We start from the raw sequence: 25,954 nt of genomic DNA, 5'->3' as shown, positions 1-25,954 counted from the left end.
TGCGAAGATGTTTTTACACCTTCGCAGCCCTCATTTACAATATAATTACTGATTCACAGAAACACTTCCGGCGCTGGCTGACAGCGTAACCGGAATGCCGCCGCCATTCATTTTTCCGCGGACACGGTCCTTTGCTGCTTCCCCATCAAAGTTTTTCAGGGCAATGTTCACTTTGTTTCCTTTCAGGTCCAGGTCTACGCCCTTATCCATCGGCATGGTCACGCGAACGCTTCCTGCTGAGCTCGACAGATCCACATAATCGCCTAGTTTAGCCATTTCCACCTCAATACTTCCCGCACTTGTGCTGGCCCGCAAGCTTCCCGATACATTAGCAAGCCTTACCGAACCGCCCGATGTGCCCGTATTCAATGTGCCTTTAATGCCATCGCCTTTTACGCTTCCGCCGCTCGTGCGTGCTTCAATGTCGCCTTCAAGGCCATTCAATGCAATGCTGCCGCCGGAGGTTTTGAGCTGGATTTTGCCGGTCAATTCGGTTGCTTTAATACTTCCTCCGCTTGTATGGAGGTCGATGTCCTTTTTGCAATTCATGACATCGATGCTGCCGCCCGAAGTCCGTCCGCGGATCATACCGTCGAGGTCACTCACTTTCAGGCTTCCGCCGCTTGTTTCAAAATTCTGCTCACCGCTCAGCGACGCAATGTGGATGCTGCCGCCGCTGGTTTTTAAGTTTGTTTGTGTATTTCTTGGGGCCGAAACTTTGAAACCAATGGAAATGCTTTTTTTATCATTCCATTTCACATTGTTTTTCCGTTTTGCAGTCGCAACAACCCGGTTTCCTTCCGTCCCGATAAGAATGTCGTAGTCTTCCAGGCGGTCTTCGATGTCTTCCTTGGTCAGTTCGCTCTTGCCATTCCAATTATTTGGTCTGACATACATTTCGACTTTGAATCCGCTGTTCTGGCCACCATTTACGGTTATTGAACCGCCAGATGTTTCTACGGCAAGTTCTTTCAGGTTTGCGCTATTGAAATTTTTGGTAACATAGGGCTTATCGCTATCAACCTGGGCAGAAACGGCCCCTGCTGTGAAAAGCGCAAACATTATTAAAAGTAGTTTTCTGTTTCTCATGTCTAATATGATTAGGTTTTTCTCAATGATGCTGAATCTGGCTGCGAGGTTGCATCGCCGGTATGGTTTTTGAAATAATATATTTAAATACAAAAAGACTACTATGAAAACCTTTCACATTGAAGTGGCGAATGACTCGGAAGAAGAATTGATCACTAAAATCCTCGAAAATTTACAGCAAAAAGGAATGATCCATTTCAGCGAAATTCCGGAGCATGAATCCACTGACAAGCCTATGCGCGCATCCGAAGACCAGGTTCACGAGATTATTGACGAAGCAGAGCTTGGCCCCTACTATTCCGAAAAGGAAGCCAAAGACATTCTCAATCTATAAGTTATTCGACCATTCTCGGTCGCATTTCACATTTTCAGAAAAGAGGCAAACCATTTGCCCGAATCCTTAACAGTGCGTTTCTGGGTCTTAAAATCCACATGCACCAGCCCAAATCGGGCTGCATAGCCTTCTGCCCATTCAAAATTATCCATCATTGTCCAGGCCAGGTAACCTTTCACTTTTACTCCTTCATTTTTAGCTTTCAATATAGCCGCCAGATATTCCTGATAGAATGATGTTCGCTCAGGATCTTGAACATTTTCTCCCTCCACCTGATCGTGAAAAGCGGCACCGTTTTCCGAAACAATGATCTCCCGGATTCCTTCGTACGCGTCAAATTGTTTCAAAATGTGATACATTCCATCACTGCTTACTTCCCAGCCCATAGCTGTTACCGGCACATTCCTGAGTTTTGCAGGGACTTCTTTCAACCAAACCACTGGTGCGAAATAAGAATGCTTAACCACCACACTGAAATAGTTTTGTATACCAATAAAATCAAAGTCAAATTTGAGCCTTTCGGCATCGCCGGGTTGCATGTAGCGTTTGATACTTCCTAAAAAACGGGACGCATCTTCCGGGTAACCCATTCCCAATGCGGGCTCAATAAAGAGTCGGTTCATCAATGCGTCGGCGCGTTTGGCAGCGCGTACGTCCCGGAAGCTCGCACTCGCTGGGTGTACATATGAACATGAAATGGCTGTTCCAATGTAAGCATCTGCAACATTGCGCCTGATCACTTCCCCACCGATCGCCTGGCACATGGCCAAATGATGCACAACGGGCAAAAAGTTGCTGATACTTTTCCTTCCCGGCGCATGCAATCCCGTGGTATAACCTAGTCCCGCTACAGCCATCGGCTCGTTGAGCACAATCCATTTTTTGACCCTGTCGCCAAATGCATTTGCACATATCGTGGCGTAGGACTCAAACCATTCCAGAATCTTTCGGTTTTTCCACCCGCCGAGATCTTCAAGTGCTTGCGGAAGATCCCAGTGATAGAGCGTAATCCATGGAACGATATCAAGTGACAAGCATTTGTCTATCAATTTATTATAAAATAAAATCCCGGCCTCGTTCACTTCGCCGTAACCTTTCGGCAAAATGCGTGACCAGGAAATCGAAAACCTGAATTCCTTGAAACCCAATGCATGTACCAGCTCGATATCGCTTTCGTAATGGTTATAAAAATCACAAGCTATGCGTGCATCATCCCCGTTTTTAATCTTGCCTTTTATCGTTGCAAACTTATCCCAGACGCACGGGCCACGGCCGTCCACATCCACCGCCCCTTCGATCTGGTAAGCTGCCGTAGCGACTCCCCAGCTGAAATCAGCACCAAAATCCTGCCTATTGAAATGAATATCCGTCGTCACTGCTGCCTTTTTATGTGCCGGAAAGTTAGAAACATATTACAAAAGAAAAGCCCTCCACCCGATAATTACGGATGAAGGGCTCTCAAAATATCAAGCGGCTGTTACCTCACGATCAGGATTTTGCGCGTCAGGGTTCCGTCATTGATTTTGACAAAGTATGTTCCCTGATTCAGTTTTCTAACGTCGATCGCATTAGATGCGTCAGGTAATGTGTTCAGAACCAGCACGCCACGCTGATCATAGAACTTAACACTTGAAATGGCCTGGCTGCTGTTCAATACGATGCGGTCTACCGTCGGGTTTGGATACACGCTCAATTGTGCGTCACCATCAAATTTCAGGCTTTTGATCGAACTGAAAGAGAATGTGCCATCCTGATCAACCATTCTTAACCTGTAAAGGTTGGTAGCCAGAGGGTTAGTGTGAGTATAGCTGTATGGAACCAATGATTTGCTTTCGCCTTGTGCTGCTACGATATCAAGGACCGCCCATTTCTTACCGTCACCGCTGTGCTGAACTTCAAAATGATCAGAGTTCGTTTCAGAAGTTGTTGACCAGGATAATGTGGCAACAGTCCCTTCTTTTTTCACATTAAAGGCAGACAATGTTACCGGAAGCGGAGGACCTGAGAAAGTTAAGCAACCTCCGTCAACTGCCAGATAATCTTCCGATCCGGAGCCCTGAATGCGGATTATTGTTGTACCTGATGGAATCGCACCGGCAAGAATGTATTTCTGCAAGCCATAAGGATCGCTGGTCACCAATTTATCGACCTGCTGTGTCAATGTCCCCAGCACTTTATTGGAGCCATTAAGGAAGATCATTTCGATTTTCTGATCCCGGTTCTCTTTTACCGCTGCCCAAATGCTCAATGTAACAGAATTTCCAAGAGATGATTCAAAGGCGAAATCCTGATGGAACGAACCGTTACCCGCTAAGATTAGGCTTTTCGAGCCGCACACGGCAATGGTAGCATCTGCAAATACGTGTCCTACTATTGTCCAGTTGGCCGTTCCTTCTTCAAAGCTGGCGTCAACCAATTTATTATCGTTACAAGTCTCGCATTGCGGAGTTGTTGGCGGCGTAAGGGTCATACACACCACGTCGAATTTGAAATAGTTACCTCCGGAAATTACATTGATCCGTACTTTGGTAGCTCCCACTGGTGCCGTTTCGGATAAGTTATATTGCTGTAACTTGTGCTCCTGCGTTACCTGATAGTTCATATGAACCAGGTTTTGAGGTGTTTCGGCAACTGGGATCAATTCGCCTGCGCTGTTATAAAATTCCAGTTTGAACTTGTGGTCCTGATTTGTGTCATGCGTTCCGCCATATACGCTTACATTCACTCTGGTTCCTGAGGTCAGGGTTACATCCTGGTAAACAGTTGCTGCACCCTCGATCAAACCGTTTTTGCTGCCGCAGATGCTGTATGGATCATCCTGTCTGAAATTTCCGTTTCCGAATTTCTGCCAATCATTCGTTCCGTTTTCGAAACTTCCGTTTTTCACTGCGTTTTCAGAATCCTTGCAGCAATCAGCAGTTACCGGAGGAGGCGTGATCGACATACAGGCAACATCCACTTTGAAATATGCCCCGCTAGCGTAAAATCTGAATTGAACCTTCACAGCATTTGCAGGAACAACATCCTTCTTTAATGTGAATTTTTTCAGCTTGCCATTTCCGGTAACCTGATAGTCCATATCAACGGTTACACGCTCATTTTCTATCTCGTTGTTGTTTTTGTCATAGAAACGAAGATAGAATTTATGCGTCTGCCTCACATCGTGCGTACCACCATACACAGTCATATTGATGGCGCTTCCACCCTGCACAGGCACATTTTGATACACATATCCCGACTGATCGATCAAGCCGTTCTTACTGCCGCATTGGTTGTATGCATTGTCAAGACGGAAATTTGTACCGTCTGACTTTTGCCAGTGATCCAATGATTCAAAATTTCCGTTTTTAAGCGCATTATCGGAATCGCTGCAGCCACAATCATCTGTGGCGTAGACATTTCCGGCAAGTCCGAAGGTTAACAGGAGGGAACAAATGAGCAATACGCGCGTTCGTAAAGGGCTCTGGAGAGAATGTAAAGCTTGTATGAGACTTGTAGCAGAAGCTAAAAATGCATTGAGAAAATTCGACAAAAAAAATTTGCGTAATTTTTTGAGTTCTACAAAATTCCCTGCCCATTTATGCTGTGTAGAATATAGTGTAACGGCTAAAACAGCAAACGGGCAATCTGCCGTTAAAAAATTGATGAAGGAGATAAACAGAAGATTATGAAGCCAGTGCAGTTAGCTTATTGACCGCAGGCTCATTTAGAGACATACGCTAAACTTACGTATATCCAGCGCAAAATGCATAAAATTGCATATGTACTGACCGCGCTCGTATTCAGGAAATTAAAAGTATAAAGCAGCGTAATGTAGAAATACTGTTAGCTTGATATTAAGCAAAGATGGGCTTCGGAGCGCAGACCTCGAAAATCTCACGCAGTTCTTGCAAAGCTTTCCGGATTCTTGACTTTACAGTTCCCAAAGGCAGGCTAAGCCGCTCTGAAACTTCTTCGTGCGTATATCCTTGGAAATAAACCATTTCAATAAGCACTTTACGCTCAGGAAGCAGGCGCTCTACAATTGAGCGAAGATCCATTGTCGCCGGAAGCGGGTTAAAAATCGTAGAGGAAATAAGATCGCCATCGCGGACAAGCTCCAGCTGGATAACGCGTTCCTTTTTCAATTCTACACGCAGCTTGTCAATGGCAGTATTACGCGCAATGTTCAGAATCCAGGTGAAAAGGGTTCCCTTCTCAGAATTGTAGTGGCCGATATTTTTCCAAATTTTCAGAAAGGTATCTTGCATAGCATCACAGGCACGTTCCTCGTCTTTCACAATCTTGACAATGATACCATATAACGCCGAAGAGTAATTATCATACAAATATTCAAAGGCACTACGATCGTTAGATTTCAGAAGGGATACAAGCGTTGCTTCTGTGTAGGTATACTTGGCATTCATGTAGATAGCTTTTTGTCTGGGTTCATGTCCGGCTATATCCGGCTCTTGTGATTTTATTAATATTGTTCCAGTTCCGTTTCCAATCAATCTGTGTAATTTACACCCAATGTGGGATCGGGACTTTATCTAACTATTCACTGCAATGACCTTAAAAAGCCTTTTCATATTTGTTTTGTGTATAATTGTCTCCTGCTCGTCCGAAAAGCGATCGGTTAATGATGAGGAAAAGCTGCAACAAATCGGTCGGGAATATGTAACACTGGGCCTTACCATTGGCCAGTATGACGGCGATTTTGTAGATGCATATTACGGGCCGGATTCCCTGCGACCGGCAGCGGCAAAGGACACGGCTGATTTCCCGAAAGACAGTTTGACCCTCAGGATCACAGAGCTTAAAAGTCGGGTTACTGACCTGCTAACCAATACAGAAAACGACACAATTCGTCACCGTGCTGAGTGGTTGGGCTCACAGCTTACGGCCTTTGAACGCCGGGTAAAGATCGTTGCTGGGGAGCGTGATGCATTTGATACAGAATCCCGGGATCTGTTTGATGCCGTTGCACCGATTTACAATGAAAAACACTTTCAGGACCTGATTGCACAAATGGACGGGATTTTGCCGGGCAAGGGTGCGCTTCCGGACCGGTTTCAGAAGTTAGCTGCGAGGTTTTTGATCCCAAAAGATAAGATTGACACGGTTTTTCAGGTTGCCATTGCGGAAGCGAGGCGACGAACCCTGCAACATTACACATTGCCTGCGGGTGAGAATTTCAAGCTCGAATACGTGACGGACAAGCCGTGGTCGGGATATAACTGGTATAAGGGCAATTACCAAAGCGTGATTCAGATCAATATTAGTCAGCCTATATTTATCCAGAGGGCCATTGACCTTGCCTGCCATGAAGGTTATCCGGGGCATCACGTGTTAAATGTGCTTTTGGAAAAAAATGTTTATTACGATCAGGGTTCGCAGGAAATTTCACTGTATCCGCTGTTCAGTCCGCAGTCGCTCATTGCCGAGGGAAGTGCTAACTACGGCATTTCCATTGCATTCCCCGGCGATTCTCAGGAACAATATTGCAAACAAATTCTGATGCCTTTGGCGGGTATTGACACCACCGGCGCGCATCTTTACTTCGAAGCGCTTAAAATAGGCTCTGCCCTGAACTATGCCCGGAATGAAGTTGCCAGAGGACTTATTAATAAATCAATGAATAACAAAGATGCATTGCGCTGGTTAACAGACTATTGCCTGCTGACCGAAAAGGGGGCAACGGACTATCTCAGGTTCATCAAAAAATACGGAAGCTATGTGATCAACTACAATTATGGTCAGGACCTGGTCAAAAACTACATTGAGAAAACGTCCGGCCAGGACCAGGAAAAACGCTGGAAAGCATTTGAGAAGTTATTAAGTAATCCTATGAGAGCCAGTGATCTGGTGGCGGCCGACAAAAAATAAATCAAAAGATTGCTTGTAAACCTTCCGGGTCACAACGACCCGAAAGGTTTTTATCATGGCTAGTGACTTTCGTCTGACTCAATGCCCAGGACACTCAAACGATATGGTGTTGCTGAAACTTTGATTTTCTCACCTTTGGAAAAATCTTTGGTATTGATCCGCAGCAATTCTCCGTTTTTCGGTTGGGTAATGTAGATAAACCGCGTTGTTGCTTCGAGCTGTGGCTTTTGGGTTTCATCTTTGGCAGTTGCAGGAATGACCGATCCGGTTTTCTTAACTGTATTTGTTTTTAAATCAAAAATCTGCACTTCGCCGCTGTGGAGCAGGATCACGAGGTTGTTCCCTGCATAATCCACTTTTGCCTGCATAATGTCTGTATTGGCAAGAATGGGCGTTACTGTGTTCGCAGTAATATCAATCAGATAAGCGCCTTTCGCGGCAGTGTAACCGATGAATTTTCCGGCTCCCTTCGCTTCCAGTATCGAACCAAACCATGCGTCACCAAAGTCCGCAGGATGTGCAATGAGCCTTTGTTTTCCACTTGATTCTACAACCAAAATACCACTCGAAGAGCCAAATAAAGACACAGAACCGTTTGTGGCGTTGCCGTGAATGCCTTTCGTTGCCAGCGTTGAAGCAAAAAGCGTTTTACCCGAAGCGTCGATGATTTTAACACGCTCAGGCAATGTACCCGCTACCGAGCCGTCTTTTACAGTAATGGCATAAGTGCCGTTATCAAACTTCGTCATTGCGCCGTGGTGCGCAACATTTCCTGCATTGACAATCGTCATTTTAGCACCCGGCGTGTGGAAGTCTGCCTCTTTCGCAATGGCCAGTGTGCCGTCCCCGTCATTGAAAGTGATGACCTCATCGCTTTTGCTCTTGAAGTGCGTCGGCTTATTTCCTGTTCCGGTCAATGCACCGAACTTCGGGGTTCCTTTCACATCCACATGATCTCCGTGGCCTTCAAAACCAGTATCAAAAAACTGGACATAATTATTGGCACCATTAACCAAAGCACCGAAACGACCTGCCTGCGTTCCATACAAGGCCGATTTAGGAAACTGCGCTTCAAATTTTTCAACAGTCAGCTTAACAGGATCTACCAGTGAGATTTCCTTGCTGCTCTCATCATTGACCAGGATACGGATGAATTTAAATTCGCTTTGCGCGGCGGGCGTAACCGGATTTTCGTCATCCTTATCGCAGGAAGCGAGTGCGAAAACCAGTCCGATTGTGAAGAGTGTTTTGAATAAATGCTTTTTCATAAAAAAATCTTTAAATGCAACATTGATGCAAATATAGAATCATCGGATTGAATATTGCAACAATGATGCAAATAAAGATTTTAAATATTAATTGCTTAGTTCAAGATCTATGCAATTGCCTCTCTAAGCAGGTTACGGCTCTCTTTTTTCACGAAGGTAATGGGAACGAAATCATCATTGGGAGCACCTATATAGTAAACCGTCCAATCCGGATCGTGATGTGACAGCATTTCGCTAATGCAGTCAGCACGATGCGCGACGGGATTTGAGCAGTCTTCCCAATAAAAAAGCTCAACACGATAAAACAAATTTTGCTTGATGCCATTAATTGTTACTTCAACTTTAATCTCCTGCTTTCCTTGAAGCGGCGGGATTGGGATAGCGATATGGCTCATGATTGTTTAAGGTTAGAAATGCAACATAGCTGAGTCGTTTATCAATGAAATTATGGGTTACTCACTTCGTAAAGACTTCACAGGGTTTGTTAATGCCGCCTTAATGCTCTGGAAACTGATCGTCAGCAGCGCTACCACCACTGAAAGCGCGCCAGCCAGCGCGAAAATCCACCATTCAATGTCAATCCGATAAGCGAAGTCCTTTAACCAGGTGCTTACGGCCCACCAGGCGATGGGCGAAGCGATCAGAATAGAAGCAATAACGAGTTTTAGAAAATCCTTAGATAGCAGTGCGACGATGCCGGCCACCGAAGCGCCCATCACTTTTCGTACGCCGATCTCTTTAAACCGGCGTTCAGCCGAGTAGGAAGCAAGCCCGAACAAGCCGAGGCAGGAAACGAAAACCGCCAGTGCAGCAAGGATGCCGACAATTTCACTAACCTGGCTATCAGCCTTATATAATGTTGCGAAATGGTCGTCGAGGAAAGAATACTTAAATTCCTGCTGCGGCACAATGTTGTTCCAAATCCCTTGAATGCCCGCAATAGCACGCTTGGCATCATTGCCTTTTATACGCACCGACATCTCTCCATAACCCCAATTCTTTTGGTTAAAAAGACAAAGCGTTTCTATCTTATGGTGCAGTGAATTGAAATTAAAATCCTTCGCTACGCCCACGATCACACCCGCCGAATCCATCCCCGAGAAGCCGAAATGCTTTCCTACCAGTGTTTGAAGCGTCAGTTTAGGCTGGTCTTTTAAAAGTTCTTTGGCCAAGGATTCGTTAACAATGTAAGCCTTTGCATTATCTCCTTCATCATCCCGGAAATTCCGGCCGGCAATGATCTTGATTTTATATAAAGACAAATAATCCGGGTCAACGACCACTTGCGAAGATGCGATCTGTTTCTCCGGCCCGTCGCCATGAAAAGTTACGCCGGTCTGATGTAAATTATTGCCCAGGCGTTGCTGCGAACCGGTTACACCCGACACAAATGAGCTGGCGAGCAACTCCTGTTTGAGGGCCTGATATTTGGGTCCCGACTTGGAATCGAGCGGAATGATCACAACTTGCTCCCTGTCAAACCCCGGGTCTTTTTGCTGCATGTAACGCAATTGCTTCACGGCGAAGCCAGTGGCAATGATGAGAAAGATGGCACTCGAAAACTGTGCGATGACGAGCAAATTCCTGAAATTCGCTTTTCCTGTCCTTAATGTGCCTTTCAAAACCGCGATAGGCTGAAACGAAGACAAGAATACAGCTGGATACAAGCCGGAAAATATGCCAATCACAATGGTTCCAAGCAGGATGCTGCCCAGCAATGAAGGATTGGTAAAAAACGCGAAGTCAAGATCGCGCTGACTAAAATTACTTACGACCGGAATCAGCAACTTCACCATCGCAACTGCCAGCACCAAAGCCATAAATGTCAGCAAAATCGATTCTCCGATAAATTGGCCGGCAAGCTGAAACCGCTGCGCGCCAATCGATTTTCTGATCCCGACCTCCTTTGCCCGGCCAGTAGAGCGGGCCGTGGACAAGTTCATAAAGTTGACGCACGCTATCACGAGCACAATGATGCCTATTACAGAAAATATATACGTGTAACTACGGTCGAACTTTTGATAATTGATATAATCGTGGGTGATATCTGTAGATTTGGCGTGGACATCGGAAAGCGGCTGCAAGAAAAGCTCATAATCGCTGGCGCCTTCTTTGCTCATGTGCCTGCCCAGGTAAGCAGGGAATTTCTTTTCTAATGCGGCTATATCTGCACCGGGAGCCAGTTCCAGATAGGTTACCAGCCAGTTGCCACCCCAATTGTTCATGTAATCCGGACGCGTGATGGTGCTGAACGAAAATAAGGCATCGAATTGCAGGTGCGAACTAGCCGGAACATTTTCCATGATGCCGGTTACTTTGAAGGTCAATGTATCCCCGCCATAATGGATTACCGACTTCCCGATCGGGTTTTGTTTTCCAAATAAGCTGGCAGCGCTTTTCTCGGAGAGAACCACTGTATTGGGTTCTTTCAGCACGCTTTGCTTCTGCCCTTCAAGCAGTTTAAAATCAAACATTTCCAGGAAATTAGCATCTACCCACAGTGCTTTGGGAACCTCTGTCTTCTTTTCCTGGTACAGCAACGGAACTTTATCGAACTTACTGATGCGGACAAAATCCTTTATCTCGGGATATTCATTTTTGAGTGTGGGGCCCATCGGGAACATCGAAAGCGCCACTTTCTGAGGTGCCACCATGCCTTTGAACTTCTGGACTTCATCGAGCCGGTAAATGTTTTTGGAGTGGATTTTATCAAAACTAAACTCGTAAAAAACAAAAACCATAATGAGCATGCAAGCAGCCATCCCAATGGCGAGGCCGACAATGTTGATCCCGGAAAAAACCTTGTTTTTCCAGATATTGCGAAAAGCAATTTTCAGGTAGTTTTTAAGCATAGCAGAGATAGGGATAAGATTGTGTCAGCAACAAACTTATGCCAAAAATTAACCAGTTAGTTATGAGATCCTTACATACAAAAAGGCGAACAAAGTTGTCCGAAATCGGACAACTTTGTTCGCCTTTGAACAGCCCCTCCAATGGCCTCCTACCAGGTTCTCTTAATGCCAAAATAACCGCCCGCAGAATCGACAAACAAACTGCCGTTATCAAGTCCGAATTTTGCTGTCAGACTGGTTTTTTTCAAATGTGGAAATGCGTATTCGCCAGCTAAATAAGTGGATAACTGCCCGCGAACCGGCTTGAAATTTTCGCCCGGCATCCCGAAATTCTGACTGTACGAGACCTTCAATGTAAGCGCAAGCATATTCCCCCAGCCTCCCTGCACGCCTGCATACCAAACATTCACCCGGTTGCTGGGAAAATAGCGTGAACTCGTCTTCTTTGACTGGTCCATATCCTTACCAGGCACAATAAACGGCGTGCCCACGGTCCGGTCGAAATAAGACCAGCCTTTGGAATATTGAGAATGGTTGAAATAATTATCAGCACCCTGGTAAGTGCTTCCGGGAATATAAAATGTGGATCCCGACTGGTCTTTTGTGGAAAGGAACTCTAATGTTACCCGTGACAGAGCAAAACCTGCACTATTTTGTAATGCATTCATTTTCACATTAATACCATACAAACCATCTGGTACATTCTTAAAAAGCATACTCGATACATCTTCGAACGGATGCTGATGATACACAAACAGCTGCTTGTCGCCAACCTTAGTTTCAAACGCAAAATCATAGCTTCCCAAATGATTACCTAAACGGTAACTGTCAAAAGAACCGTAACCGTTTTTGGTAAACCAGTTTTTGGAAGTGTAAGCCAGCACCACATTGGGATAGAACTTCCAGGACGATGGCAATTCGCCGTTCACTGCCAGTTCAGGATGTTTTTTGAGCTCTTCAGAATGCCCGGCCCAAAGCACATTGTGGTTTAAACCGAAATAAAATTTACTTTTTGATGTAGGCTTGCCCAGTCGCAGATACATAAACTTCTGATGAAGCCTCACGCCCTTTATATAATCCGTATCAAACCAGCCATGCGCGAAGCCGGCGTGGACAGCGAGAAAATTGCGTGTAAATTTCAAGGGAACAAAGGTAATGGTTCCGATCTGCACCTTTGGAATAGGCAGGGCATTACCCGAGCCTGCATAAAACCCGGATGATAATGTCGTATCGCCCAGTCCCATCACCTCAGGCCTTCTTCCGGCATAAATTTCCAGCATTTTGAACCTCGCCTTCACATGCGCTTCCGGCAACAAAACCTTAAACTGATTCTGCTCATTGTAGCTAAGAACGGGATTTACAGCAAATCCCCAATCTGTTTTTTGCGGACGGTTGGAAAGGCTGTCAAAAAATACATAGTCTTTTCGAATCGTACCCTGGATTTGTCCCGCAGGGCCGGTGTTGGGCACAATGCCGAATTGGTTGGTGCGCAGCCAAAATGGAGTCGTTTCGGGCGACGAAATGTATCCACCGGCTTCAAGCCCTGCTTTCAAACCTAAGGGCAAAGCATTTCCGTTTTGCGCGTTCACCCGCAGACATTGAAATGTGAAAAGGCAGATTGCAATGTAAAAAATGGCCTTAAACCTGAGCATAACGCAATTATATGAAAGGATTACCTTGCAAGATAAAGACGTTTGCACTAAAACTTTCTACCCAAAAATTATTTCAATGTTATTAAACGGCGTTACTCATTTTAATGTTTGCACCGGATTCGCAAGCGCGGCTTTAATGGACTGATAACCGACAGTAAGGCAAGCGATGGCGACGGCCATTAGTGCGGACACAGCAAAGATCCACCATTCAATGTCGATCCTGAATGCGAAATCCTGCAACCATTTGTTCATAAAATAATAGGAAACCGGGCTCGCTATAATGATCGCTATGCCCACCAGGCGCAAAAAATCTATGGATAACAAGGTGGTTATGCTGGCAATGGATGCGCCCAATACTTTGCGAATCCCAATTTCTTTGGTGCGTTGTTCAATGGAGAACAGCGCCAGCCCGAAAAGTCCGAGGCAGGACAAGAACACGGATAAAAGCGCAAACATGGAGGTAAGATTGGAGGCTAACTCCTCTCTTTTGTAAAATCCTGCTATCTCTTCGTCGTAAAAACTATATTGGAACACATATTCCGGAAAGTGTTTCTGCCAAACTTTCATAATGTCCGGAATCGTCGAAGCACTTAAATTTTGCAGCTTGATCCCGGCGCTGCGGTAATGTTTTTTAGATGCGTAAATGACGGTAGGTTCAATGCTGGAATATAGATCTGCATTGTTAAAATCGGACAAAACACCAACGATCACGCCCGTTTTATTATCCATATCACCCACTACCAGACGCTTGTTCAACGCTTCATCAGGGGATTTCAGCCCCAATGCTTTTACTAACTTATTATTGATCAGCAGCTCATGAAGCGTATCCGACTGAATTGGATTGCGACCTGCAATAAGCTTCAATCCGTAAGTTGCCACGTAATGGTTGTCCGCGCTTCTGGACCGGGCCACAAACTTCTCCCAATCGCGGTTTTCAAATTTAATGCTGCCGCCATTGCCTGCCTGCGATGAAGGTGGATTTCTAAAAAATGAGATGCTGGCGACTTCCTTGATCCTAGGAATTTCGTTGCTTAGGGCTGCAATTTCAGTAGTTCCTGTGTCGGGCAGTCCTACATGCAGGATCAGTTCTTTGTTTAAGCCCAAATCTTTATTTTTCAAATATCTGGATTGCAGAATGATCACCATTGAAACAGCGATCAAAACAAAGGAAATGCTGAATTGCACTACGACAAGCGACTTTCTCACGGAAAACGAACCGCGGTCGTTAGCAACCGCCAGACCCTTGATCGCCCGGACCGGATTAAAATTTGAGATAACAAATGCGGGATAAATGCCCGCTGCGCACACTACAAAAATCAACAGCACCAGGCTGAATGCGAGCAACTGAGAATCGGCAAACACATTAAGATCTAAATTGATTTCCAGCCAGTTACTGATCATTGGCATCAGCAACTTGGAAAGAAGAATGGCTAGAATGAATGATATTCCCGTAAACAAAGCAGCCTCATGAATAAAAAGCCAGAACACTTGCCATTGCGAAACGCCAAGCACTTTCCGGATCCCTACTTCCTTGCTTCTTTTTAAAGATTGGGCGGTTGTAATGTTAATGAAGTTGAAACAAGCAATGAGTATCAGCAGCAAACCAACTGTTGCAAGCATTATAATGGTGTAGTATTTGATTTTACCACCATAATGCATGTTGAAATGGACGTCGGAAAGTGGCTGCAAGTGATAATGGAACACATTGCTGTCCGCACCGTGAATCTTTTTCGCGAATGCGATCAGCTGTTGTTCCAAAGCTTCCTTATCCTCTTCGGAACGCAGGCTCACATACGTTTCCCGGTTGCTATCGATCCAGCCCCAGTCTTCATAGCCATATTCGGGAATCAGCTTCTTTAATGTAGGAAGTGAAACGAAGATGTCTTTTTTAAAATCAGTTTGCTCTGGAAAATCCTTGATAACGCCGGCAACTGTGACATTTTCAGCATTATTAATCCGGATCAGGCGGCCTATCGGATTTGATTTCCCAAAGTATTTTCTTGCGTAACGCTCTGTCAGGACAGCCTGTCCCGGAAGGTTCAAAACTGTTGCATTACCGGCAACAAACTGATAATCAAATATTTTAAAGAATTCCGAATCTGTGAAAGCCGCGGATGATTTTTCAAAAAACTTCCTGGAATTATTGGCCTCCTCAATGCTGAGCGTTAATTCACGCTGAGCCAGGTAAGCGGCATGCGAAATATTTGCAAACTCCTTCCTGAGCGCTGTATGCAAAGGAAAAGCCGAGCCCTTCTCATGCTCCACGGAACCATCTTCCAAATGGAGATCAACCACCATACGGAAGATCTTATCCGCCTGCCGATGATGCTTATCAACACCTAAATGATAGGAAACCAGCTGAAAAATGATGATCGCCCCAGCCATACCAATCCCCAAACCGGTCATATTGATAGCCGAGTAAACCTTATTCTTCACCAAATTCCGCCAGGCAATGCTAAAATAATTCCGAAGCATAATAAATTAAATTCACTCATTCACTCATTGAATAATCATTCACTCCGAAGACTTTTCACCGGATTCATCAGCGCCGCCCTGATACTCTGGAAACTCACAGTGGCGAATGCGATGGCCGCTGATAAAAAGGCTGCAACTGCAAAGATCCACCAGTAAATGTCGGTCTTATAAGCAAAGTTTTCCAACCAGCGGTACATTCCGTAATATGCTATTGGCGAAGCGATCACAAATGCAATGAGCACCAATTTCAAAAAGTCTTTGGATAATAACCCTACAATGCTGCCGGTTGAGGCTCCCATTACTTTCCGCACGCCGATTTCCTTTGTGCGCTGCATGGTGCTGTAAGAGGCCAAACCAAGCAATCCGAGGCATGAAATAAAGATGGCGAGGATGGCAAAATTGAAGAAAAGCTTTTCAAAACGCTCTTCACTCCTGTACTGCCGGTCGAAGAACTCGTCCATAAAATAGTAGCTAAACGGACGGTTTGGCATGACCGTCTTCCATTTTTGCTCCACAGCCGCAACGGTTTCCTTAATGTTGCCTCCATCAATTTTGATGGAAACCAGCTCGCTGCCGCGTGGCTCAATGCGCATGGTTAATGGCTTAATCGTTTCCTGCAAAGACCGGAAGTGAAAATCTTTAACAACCCCCACAATCTTGCCCTCACGGCCCCATTGCTTAAACCTGCGACCAATGGCTTCTTCCGGCGAGCTGTAACCAAACAACTTTACGGCGGCTTCGTTCATCACCATTGCCTGCGTCGTATCGGTTCCAAAATCCCTTGAAAACGGACGTCCGGCAGCCATTTTCAGGCCAAATTGCGGGATATAATCAAAGTCAACGAAATACAGGTCCAGGTTTGCGATCTGCAAATCCCCGCTTTTGTTCTCAATTTCTGAGTATGCGCCCGGATTACCGCTGCCCGGCACGCTGGAAGATGTCGCTGTGGACTTTACGCCCGTCAGGTCCGCCAGCGATTGCTTGAATGCATCTTTTTTGGGATCGCCCTGGGAGTTCACGATCATCATCTGGTCTTTACTAAACCCAAGATCACGGTTCCGCATGAAATCCATCTGGATGTAAACCACAATGGTCGCAATGATCAATGCAATCGATATTGCAAATTGAATGGTTACCAATGATTTTCTTAACAATATCCCTTTAACACTTGTCGTAAAACGACCTTTCAGTACAACTACGGGCTCGAATGAAGACAAAACCAAAGCCGGATATATCCCTGCTACGATCCCTATAATCACCGCAGCAACGAACATTCCAGCCACAAAAGGCAGGTTATCAAGAATTCCGGTGCTAATAATTTTACCGGAAAGGTTATTGAAGAGCGGGATCAATGCAGTGGAGAGCACGACGGCGAAGACGAATGCGATCAAGCACAAAAGAATGGATTCGCTGATAAACTGTCTCGCTACAAGCATCTTAGGCGCACCTACGACTTTGCGAATCCCCACTTCCTTCGCGCGCTCCACCGAACGCGCCGTAGTAAGATTCACAAAATTAATGCAGGCAATCAGCAAGATAAAGATGGCCACAACCGAGAACACGTAAACATTATTCATGCTGCCCGACTCTTCGGCGTCCCTGGTCGATTTCAGGTATACATCACGCAGCGGCTCCAAGAAAAGCTTGTAATACATTTGCGACTCTTTCATTGTTTTCCCAGCGCGCCGTTCAAGGAATGCAGGAAATTTGCTTTCAAGCGCCGTTTTTGTCGCACCAGGAGTGAGTAACAAATAGGTTGTTGCGCCAAAATTACCCCATTGATCGTCAAGTCCTTTATTGAAGCGCTGCGTCATGGTTGTCATCGAGAGGATCATATCGCCTTTGATCTGCGAATTTTCGGGAATATCCTTCATTACGCCCGTTACCTTAGCTGGTAAGCCCTCGCCCGAAAGCAACAATGTCTGGCCAATAGGATCTGCGTCTCCGAAATATTTTTTGGCCGCCTTTTCTGTAAAAACAATGCTTAATTGTTCCTTCAAAGCAGTTTTAGGATCTCCTTTTATTAGTTTAAAATCAAAAACCTGGAACAGGGTTGAATCGGCGAAAAGCGTTTTTTCCTCCTGGAATTTGATATCTCCTTTTCTTACTAAAAAGCTGCCGCTGCTCACGCGCGTAAAAGCTTCCACTTCGGGAAAATCACTTTTAATGTTCGGCGCAAACGCCCACGATGTAATACCCGCATTAATAGTCTCCGAAGGCGTTTTGATATCGGTTACCAGCCTGTAAATGCGATCAGCCTTGGTATTGAACGCGTCATAACTCAGCTCGAAATTCACGTAAAGAAATATCAGGAAACAGGCCGACATCCCGACCGTAAGTCCCATGATATTGATAAAAGAGAACACTTTGTGCTTCCACAAATTCCGAAAGGCAATTTTAAGGTAGTTTCTGAGCATGGTTATGAGTCGAAAAAAATTATAGAGGAAGCGCCCGCTGAGCGCTCTGAGCACAATCAAAACATATGTGCCAAATTTTACATCGAATACAACTAACTGACTAATAAATGATTATCCTTTAAAACAAAAAAATTAGCTGTCCGAAATCGGACAGCTAATTTTTAACCTGAACACAGGAAAAATCTTAGTTATAGTTGAATGCTATTTCATTTCCATAGACCACCGAGTTGTCTTCTAAAATAGCATAAGCACGGTAATAAACATTACCTCCACAAACTTCTCCGGATAACTTATGCTTAGGCCCGGGAAGAAATGGCATCGGAAAAACTTCTTTCATATCACTCTCAACAACAGGATTACCTACGCGGGGATTACCAACTCCTGTTGTAGTGTAAACGATTCCATACTCTTTCACTGTCTTCGTGCCCACATCCTTAATGTCCAGATTAAAAGTGTAACTACACTTCCAACCGTTACCCGAAGTCCATTTCAGCGTTTCCAACTGAGGCGGATTTCCAGGGAGCTCGTGATCCACACAAGCTTGCGTGAAAAGCACTAATGCAAAAATCAGGGAATAATAGAGCGTACGGCGCATATAAATAGTTGTTTGAGATAATTAAAAATGACCATAATACAACAAATATTACTAAATATTGGCCAAAACTTCAATACTAAGTCCCACAGAATTATTAATCGGTCTGCAATATACGTTTAGTCACTCTTTAACGACTTAACAGGGTTCATCAATGCAGCCTTAATGCTCTGAAAACTTACCGTCGTGAATGCGATGAAAATGGCCGTTACAGCGCTGATGGCAAACATCCACCAGCTTATAGTAATCTTATATTCAAAGTCTTGCAGCCATTTATTCATAAAATACCAGGCAACGGGCGACGCAAGCACAATGGCGATAAATACCAGCAACAGGAAGTCTCTGGAAAGCAATGCGACAATGCTGGATACAGATGCACCAAGCACCTTTCGTACGCCGATTTCCTTCATGCGCTGCTGGGCCATAAATGTGGCTAGCCCAAATAATCCAAGGCATGCGATGAAGATGGAAAGCCCCGCGAAAATCTGATAGAGTAAGCTCAATTGCCGGTCCTGATTGTAAAACTCCTCAATGCTCTGATCAAAAAATTTCCCTTGTAAAGTCACCTCCGGAAACACGCGCGCATGTATCTTTTCGATCTCACCAACTGCCCTTGACACGTTTTTGGTCTGGATCTTGATTCCCGCGAGCCAGTAAAATTTTGGCACAGGCATGATCATGATCGGCTTGGCGGCATCCCTTGCTGAATTAGCCTTAAAATCCTTTACGACACCAACGATAGGCTGCCATTCTCCGCCACCCATACGGATATTTTTTCCAATGGCCTCTTGCGGATCTTTAATCCCGACCTTATGCAGAAATGTTTCATTCACAACGCAGGAACCGATGGAATCGCCTGCCTGATAGGGCCCGCCAGCCGCGAATTCCATCCCGTAAGCCTGGAAATAATGATGGTCGGCAAATTTGTTGAAAACCTGAAAATCCTCGTCTTTTCCCTTATTGTCAAAAGCAAAATTGCCGGACCAGTTATCATCAGAAGAAGGAACATCGGATGAGAAGCTGACGGAAGAGATGTCAGGGCTTTGCAGGAGTTCATTTCTTAATGTTTCAAAACGGGTTTGATACGCTTCGTCCAGATTCACGGAATAGACTCCTTCTTTGACAAATCCAAGATCGAGGTTGCCGATGTATTTCATCTGCGCAATGGTCACAATGGTGCCTACGACCAGAATTTGAGAAATGCCAAATTGAATGATAATAAGCGCTTTTTGTAAGGAAACACCACCCAGCGACTGGTTTGCGATCTTACTTTTAATCGCTTCTATCGGCCGGAAACCCGACATCACCACCGCCGGATAGAATCCCGCAACAAAGCTTACGATGATAGTGAGAGCGCCAATAAAAAGCCAAAGCTGAGGATTTTTTACGACGGGAAGGTCCGCAGGAACACGTGATATTTTACCAAGTAAAGGCATGCTAAGCATGGCAATAAACACGCCAAGTACGACCGCAAAACCAACTATGAGGACAGTTTCGCTTAAAAACTGCCGTATCAGTTCTGAGCGACCGCTTCCAAGCACCTTCCGCACACCAACCTCTTTTGAACGACGCACAGATTGGACAGTGGCCAGATTGATGAAATTAATACAAGCCATTGAAATAATAAGAATTCCAATCACTACGAGCGTCCAGAGCACGTCCTTACCCATGATATGGTCGGAATAATTGACAAAACGGTCGTCATAATGCTGGTCTGCGAGCGGGCTGAGGAAGTGCTTTATCTTGAAATTATCCTTCTTGCTATTGTAATGTTTGGAAACAAATTTTACCAAAAGCTTGTCAATGCTGGCCGGTGCGACATTCTCAGGCAGAAGCACAAAAAGCTGATCATTGCTGCTTGTACCGCCCCAGCTTTCGAAGCCCCCGAAGCCAAATAACTGGGGCTGCTGTCTTTTGGATTCATAAGAAACCACCATGTCAACGGGAAAATCCGTGTTAATCGGCGGATTGGCCAGGATCCCGCCTACTTTCATCACTGTTTTGTTATTGATCTTAACGAATTGTCCTATGGCCTCTTGCCAGTTGCCAAAGTATTTTTCGGCACGCCGCTGAGAAAGCACGATCACATTGGGGTCTTTCAAAACCATTTTCGAGCCTGCTAAGAATGGAAAATCAAAGACATCAAAGAACTCTGGAACAGTAAGTAAACCGTCATCATCTTCGTAATATTTTTTTTCGGAAGTCTGATTATTGGCATCCTTGCCTAGCACCGTGACCTGTGGTTCGAGCGTGCCATAGACCGGCACAAGCTTTTCAAATTGCGGCACGTCCACTTTTAATGCTGCGTAAAAAGGCAACGGACTGCCGGGCGTATAATCGGTTTGTCCGGTCGCGTAATCCGTTTGCTTTACAATCCGGTAAATGCGGTCGTATTTGCTGTGAAATTTGTCAAATCCCGACTCATAGGAATATACTACGTAAAGCAACAAACAGGCGGCCACACCCACAGACAAGCCCAATACATTGAGAATGGTGTAGTTGCGATAACGCAGAATGGTCCGCAATGCAACTTTGAGATGATTTTTAAGCATAAGTTCCGGTTTTTGGCCAAGGCCTGCTCACTCATTTTTTAAAGATTCGACCGGGTTCATCAATGCGGCCCGGATACTTTGGAAACTAATGGTAATCAATGCAATGACAATGGCAAGGCTGCCTGCTGCTGCGAATATCCAGACAGGCATCTGAATTTTATAAGTAAAATCCTGCAACCATTTATCCATGAAGTAATAGGCAACCGGCACGGCGAAAACAATTGCAATCACAACCAGTTTTACAAAATCTTTGGACAACAATGCGACTATTGCCGAAACGGACGCACCGAGCACCTTACGAATGCCGATTTCCTTGGTACGGGTTTCAGCCGTAAAGGTTACCAGACCAAACAGGCCCATACAGGCAATAAAAATCGCCAATCCTGTAAAGACAGAGAACATTGTCGACATCCGGATCTCGGTTTTGAATGTCTCATTGAAAGCTTCATCCAGGAAATAGTATTCAAATGGCTTTTCATGGTCGTATTTTTTAAAAATCTTCCGGATCAATGTTACTTTATCCTGAATGTTCGCAGCCGGATCCAGGCGGGCGTAGAGCACACCGTTCGACCCCGGAAAATTGAGAATGTTCGTGGTATCGCTCACGACGATCAATTCCATGGCTTTAATGCTATTCTGCAAGGAAGTGAAATGAAAATCCTGCACAATGCCAGCGATTTCATCCGTTTCGCCAAGCATCTGGCCGATCGGATTCCCCTTGATACCGAGCTCCTTGATCGCCGTTTCGTTCAGTAATACGTGTTTGCGGTTTTTCATCACCCCGGCCGCCGGTTCCGTTTTCCATTTCAGGCCAAGCGTTTTTACAAATTGATTATCAGTGACCATGTTCGCCAGCCCGACATCTATTTTTGTGGTGAAGTTTTTGACAAACCACATATTATAGCCCTTGAAAAGCCCGGCATTGGTTACGGTAACATTCTGGACACCAACTTGTTGTTTTATTTCATCCCGCAGCGGAAAGTAACTTTTTGCAACCGTTGCCGAAAGCGGAATGCTCAGGATCTGATCTTTATATAAACCCAGCTTTTTGTTTTGCATAAATGTCAGCTGGTTTTTTACAACCAAACTGCAAATGATCAGCGCTATGGAAACAGTGAATTGGAAGACCATAAAAAACTTGCGTAAAGTAGCGCCATTGTGGTTTCCTCCAAATCTTCCCTTCAAGACATCCAAAGGTGCAAACCCGGATAAAATCAACGCAGGATAACTTCCGGCCACCAATGCTGAAAACAATAACAGGATCACCAAAAAGCCTAAAAATGAAGGAGAGATAAGAAATGAGGCATCTATTTGCAGGTTAAGCAGGTCGTAAAAAGGCTGCTGCAACAGATATACAAAGATGAAGGCAAGCAAAAACGCAAGCACACAAACCAGGACCGATTCGGCATAAAATTGACGAACGAGGCCACTCCTACCCGCGCCTATCACCTTGCGAACGCCTACTTCTTTTGCGCGCAAAGTGGCTCGGGCGGTGGTAAGGCTCATGTAGTTGAAAAGCGCCAGTGACAGGATCAGCAAAGCGACGCCCGCAAAAATGGAGATCAGTTTCGAGTTGCCGGATTCATTGAAATTATTTCCCAGATGCGTTGTGGCGAAGCTTTCCAGCACATAATTGGCCTCATTGTCAAATGCACCTGTGCGCATGCCTTCCCGTTTGATATTTTTCTCCACCGCCGCCACCGACTGCTCAGAATCCAGGAGCAGATAAGTATTGAATGCACCCGCATTGTCCCAGGCATTTTTATTATGATCATTCAGCGCGGGAAATGTCAGCGACGAGAGTATGAAATCAAAATTAAAAGTGGAGTTGGAAGGCGGATTTTCGGCAACGGCGGTGATACGCAACGGGTGTTTTCCTTCGTAAATCAGTGCTTTGCCGATCGGGTCTGTTGCTCCGAAATACTTTTCAGCAGCACGCTCCGAGATGACCACGTCGAAGGGATTTTCCAGCACCGCTTTTGGATTTCCTTCTTTCAGTTTGAATGTAAAAAAACGCAGAAATGAGGGATCAGCGAACATTACATTCTGCTCAAAAAAGACTTGTGACGGATTTTCAGGATTTTTGATAACCACCTTATCCACAATGGTTTTAACGCGTGCATAATCCTTAACTTGTGGATTATACTCCTTCAAAAACGGACCGAGTTTTGTCGAAAACGAATTGAACTGCAGGTCCGTGTCGCCCATTTTCACCCGCGCAAGGATCCGGTAAATGCGGTCGTGATTTGTATGAAATCTATCAAAACTAAACTCGTGCATTACAAACATAAGGATCAGCATGGAAACGGCCATTCCGCCCGCCAGTCCAAAAATGTTGATGAAAGAGTAAGTCTTGTTTCTGGCAAGATTCCTCAGGGCAATTTTGAGATAGTTCTGAAGCATTGGCTTTTATATTTAGTCACTCTTCAACGATTTTACGGGGTTCATCAAAGCGGCCTTGATGCTTTGAAAACTAGTTGTGAGCAAGGCGATTGCTATGGTTGCAAGCCCGACATATACAAATGTGAAAGGACTGATTTTGATCTGGTAAGCGAAGTCGGAAAGCCATTTATTCATACCATACCAAGCAGCCGGAACCGCTATTGCGATCGCAATCAGCATTAGTTTCACAAAATCTTTCGAAAGCAACAGGACAATGCTTGCAACCGAAGCGCCCAGCACTTTTCTGACACCGATTTCTTTGGTTCTTTGCTCTGAGATAAAAGCAATTAATGCGAACAGCCCCAGGCATGCTATGAAAATGGTAATGCCAGAAAATAATGCAAGAATTGAAGAAATACGGTTTTCTGCCTTATACATATCATCAAATTCCTGGTCCAGGAAGTGATATTCAAATGGGCGCATCGGGAAGTTTTCTTTCCAGCTTTTCCTGAGCAGTTCTACGGCCTGCGTTGATTCGTTACCCGCAATTTTCACCATTATTTTTCCAAAATAATTGTATTCCGGAATGATGGCGATGGGACCTATTTTTTCGTGCAATGATCTGAAATGAAAGTCTTTGGCAACTGCTTTCACTGCTCCCTCCCTGCCATTCATGCTAACTAATTTGCCAATGGCCGTTTCTGCCGTCCAGCCCAGCGCCTTTACTGCGGACTCATTGAGTATGAATGCAAATTTCCTTAACGCCGCCGAATCCGCTGTTGCCTGTAAAATATCGGTGTCGTTGAAATTCTGACCGGCAACGAGCTGCATTCCGAGTGTTGGCACAAAATCCTTTTCTACCGGAATGGCAGTAATGTTCAACTGGAAATTCTGCGGTTTGTCGCTGGCAGTGATGGTATAGCCGCCCTGCACATTAAGCGGCGAATCATAAGAGGCGGTAACCGACCTAACAATGGGATTAGTAAGCAATTCGTTTTTGATCGTCGTCAATTTCCCGGTGGAAATGCCGGTGCCCATGTTCACAACAATGATCTGCGAAGGATTCAAACCCAGATTTTTGTTCTGAATGAAATGAAGCTGCTGGTTGGCAATGATCGTCCCGATGATGAAAAGGATCGAAACGGTGAACTGGAAAACAACGAGCGAGCTGCGCAAGCCGGAGCCACTATTGGTTGCAAGAATTTTCCCTTTCAGCACCTTAATAGGCTCAAAGCCGGAAAGCACCGCGGCCGGATAAAGTCCCGACAACAAAGTCACAACAACAGCCAAGCCGATCATCAGCAGGATGACGGAATAAGCCGGCCAGATGCCCAACCCCAATGCACTTTCTGTGAGATTGCTAAGAATTGGAAAACCCAGAAAGGAAATAAGCAACCCTATCACAATCGCAAGGATCGTAATGAGGCCGCATTCAAATAAATATTGACGAAAAACCTGCATTCTGTCGGCCCCCATCACTTTCCGAACACCTACTTCACGCGCGCGAACGACAGACCTGGCTGTAACGAGATTGATAAAATTAATGCAGGCAATAACCAGAATCAGCAAGCCGACGCCCGAGAGGATATAAACGTATTTGTAATTGCCCGAGGCCTCCAATCCCGCAGAGACGTTGGAATAAAGGTGAATACGGTTAAATGCTTCCAGTTCAAACCTTAGCTTTGTAGACGGGTCCTGCGGATTATTCAGGTTTTTGGCTACATACTGATCCACCTTGGCCTGCAATGCTCCCATGTTCGCCTGTGGTTGCAGCTGCAAATAAGTGTACTCATTGGCAGCATCAAATGTTTCCGTTTTGGAGCGGGGCAATGTGCTGTAACTGCCTAACCAATTCCATTTTATATGTGAATATGACGGAATGTCGGCAATCACGCCAGTTACCTGCATGGTCAGATTCTCGTTCATCAACACCGATTTGCCGATTGCGCTTTCGTCACCAAAATATTTCCTGGCAGTGGTTTGGTCTATAACCACTGAATTGGGCTGCGCAAGCGCCGTAGCCTGATCGCCTTCGATAAATTCGGAAGGAAAAATTTTGAAATAGGAGGCGTCCGCAAAAAGGACTTTCTTCTCATTGAAGAGCTTATCATCATATTTGACAGCCACTGCTCCCCCACCGCTGTAAGGATAAAGCCGGACCGCTTCTTTGATTTCACCAAACTCGCGCGCAAAAACAGGCGCCACCGCCGTGGGTGTGACTGCAACATTCACCGGCTCGCTGTCACCGGATTGATAAAACAAATTCACCCTTACAATATCAGCACTATTGACCTGGAAGCGGTCATAACGGACTTCGTGCAGGACATAGGTGGCCAGCAAAAGGAAACAACCAATCCCCAGTGAAAGCCCTATGATGCTCACAAGAGAATTGGTTTTGTATTTCCAGAGATTTCGAACGGCAATTTTAAAATAATTCTTAAGCATGTGTTATGTATATGATCAGGTTTAAATT

16 protein-coding genes are annotated in these 25,954 nt (G+C 45.2%); 2 read left to right on the top strand and 14 right to left on the bottom strand.

All coding sequences use genetic code 11. The features are described from left to right. Positions 1-45: 45 nt before the first annotated feature. Positions 46-1,089 carry a DUF4097 family beta strand repeat-containing protein gene (locus LZG74_RS05540; protein ID WP_233795599.1) on the bottom strand — a complete coding sequence of 348 codons (1,044 nt, stop codon included), beginning with the start codon at positions 1,087-1,089 and terminating at the stop codon, positions 46-48. Positions 1,090-1,192: 103 nt separating this feature from the next. Between LZG74_RS05540 and LZG74_RS05535 the strand changes: the two genes are divergently transcribed. Next, a complete protein-coding gene (locus LZG74_RS05535; protein WP_233795598.1) occupies positions 1,193-1,423 on the top strand; it encodes a hypothetical protein in 231 nt (76 codons plus the stop codon). A gap of 26 nt (positions 1,424-1,449) precedes the next feature. On the opposite strand, the gene LZG74_RS05530 is transcribed toward LZG74_RS05535, so the two are convergent. The 3 genes from LZG74_RS05530 to LZG74_RS05520 all read right to left on the bottom strand — a co-directional run bounded on the left by LZG74_RS05530 (position 1,450) and on the right by LZG74_RS05520 (position 5,829). Further along, entirely contained in the window at positions 1,450-2,799 is a 1,350-nt protein-coding gene (locus LZG74_RS05530; protein ID WP_233795597.1) for a GH1 family beta-glucosidase, read from the bottom strand. A gap of 101 nt (positions 2,800-2,900) precedes the next feature. After that, on the bottom strand, positions 2,901-4,865 hold the full coding sequence (locus tag LZG74_RS05525; RefSeq protein ID WP_233795596.1) for a T9SS type A sorting domain-containing protein: 1,965 nt from the start codon (positions 4,863-4,865) through the stop codon (positions 2,901-2,903). Between the two features lie 394 nt (positions 4,866-5,259). After that, positions 5,260-5,829 (bottom strand): RNA polymerase sigma factor, encoded by a 570-nt coding sequence (locus LZG74_RS05520; protein WP_233795595.1) that lies wholly within the window; start codon positions 5,827-5,829, stop codon positions 5,260-5,262. Between the two features lie 142 nt (positions 5,830-5,971). Here LZG74_RS05520 and LZG74_RS05515 point away from each other — a divergent pair, with 142 nt between their 5' ends. After that, a complete protein-coding gene (locus tag LZG74_RS05515; protein WP_233795594.1) occupies positions 5,972-7,291 on the top strand; it encodes a hypothetical protein in 1,320 nt (439 codons plus the stop codon). Between the two features lie 59 nt (positions 7,292-7,350). On the opposite strand, the gene LZG74_RS05510 is transcribed toward LZG74_RS05515, so the two are convergent. From LZG74_RS05510 to LZG74_RS05465, 10 genes are all read right to left on the bottom strand, one after another. Then, complete coding sequence (locus LZG74_RS05510; RefSeq protein ID WP_233795593.1) at positions 7,351-8,559, bottom strand: hypothetical protein; 1,209 nt, start codon at positions 8,557-8,559, stop codon at positions 7,351-7,353. A 107-nt stretch (positions 8,560-8,666) separates the two neighbouring features. Next, positions 8,667-8,954, bottom strand: coding sequence for a hypothetical protein (locus LZG74_RS05505; RefSeq protein WP_026632302.1), 288 nt, complete (start codon positions 8,952-8,954; stop codon positions 8,667-8,669). Between the two features lie 57 nt (positions 8,955-9,011). Further along, positions 9,012-11,411: an ABC transporter permease gene (locus tag LZG74_RS05500; RefSeq protein WP_233795592.1), complete on the bottom strand. Its 2,400-nt coding sequence runs from the start codon at positions 11,409-11,411 to the stop codon at positions 9,012-9,014. 149 nt (positions 11,412-11,560) lie between these two features. Continuing rightward, positions 11,561-13,063, bottom strand: coding sequence for a capsule assembly Wzi family protein (locus LZG74_RS05495; protein ID WP_233795591.1), 1,503 nt, complete (start codon positions 13,061-13,063; stop codon positions 11,561-11,563). A gap of 96 nt (positions 13,064-13,159) precedes the next feature. After that, positions 13,160-15,538 carry an ABC transporter permease gene (locus LZG74_RS05490; protein WP_233795590.1) on the bottom strand — a complete coding sequence of 793 codons (2,379 nt, stop codon included), beginning with the start codon at positions 15,536-15,538 and terminating at the stop codon, positions 13,160-13,162. Positions 15,539-15,573: 35 nt separating this feature from the next. Continuing rightward, the gene (locus LZG74_RS05485; protein ID WP_233795589.1) at positions 15,574-17,955 is read right to left on the bottom strand and encodes an ABC transporter permease; all 2,382 of its coding nucleotides are present in this window, start codon (positions 17,953-17,955) and stop codon (positions 15,574-15,576) included. Between the two features lie 184 nt (positions 17,956-18,139). Further along, positions 18,140-18,550 carry a hypothetical protein gene (locus LZG74_RS05480; RefSeq protein ID WP_233795588.1) on the bottom strand — a complete coding sequence of 137 codons (411 nt, stop codon included), beginning with the start codon at positions 18,548-18,550 and terminating at the stop codon, positions 18,140-18,142. A 116-nt stretch (positions 18,551-18,666) separates the two neighbouring features. Beyond that, positions 18,667-21,099: an ABC transporter permease gene (locus LZG74_RS05475; RefSeq protein WP_233795587.1), complete on the bottom strand. Its 2,433-nt coding sequence runs from the start codon at positions 21,097-21,099 to the stop codon at positions 18,667-18,669. Positions 21,100-21,126: 27 nt separating this feature from the next. Next, positions 21,127-23,502 (bottom strand): ABC transporter permease, encoded by a 2,376-nt coding sequence (locus LZG74_RS05470; protein WP_233795586.1) that lies wholly within the window; start codon positions 23,500-23,502, stop codon positions 21,127-21,129. Positions 23,503-23,514: 12 nt separating this feature from the next. After that, the gene (locus LZG74_RS05465) at positions 23,515-25,926 is read right to left on the bottom strand and encodes an ABC transporter permease (protein ID WP_233795585.1); all 2,412 of its coding nucleotides are present in this window, start codon (positions 25,924-25,926) and stop codon (positions 23,515-23,517) included. Between the last annotated feature and the right edge of the window lie 28 nt (positions 25,927-25,954).

The sequence above is a fragment of the Dyadobacter sp. CY327 genome (genome assembly GCF_021390415.1).
Classification (GTDB): Bacteria; Bacteroidota; Bacteroidia; order Cytophagales; family Spirosomataceae; genus Dyadobacter; species Dyadobacter chenhuakuii.
This window is presented reverse-complemented; position numbering and strand designations above follow the sequence as displayed.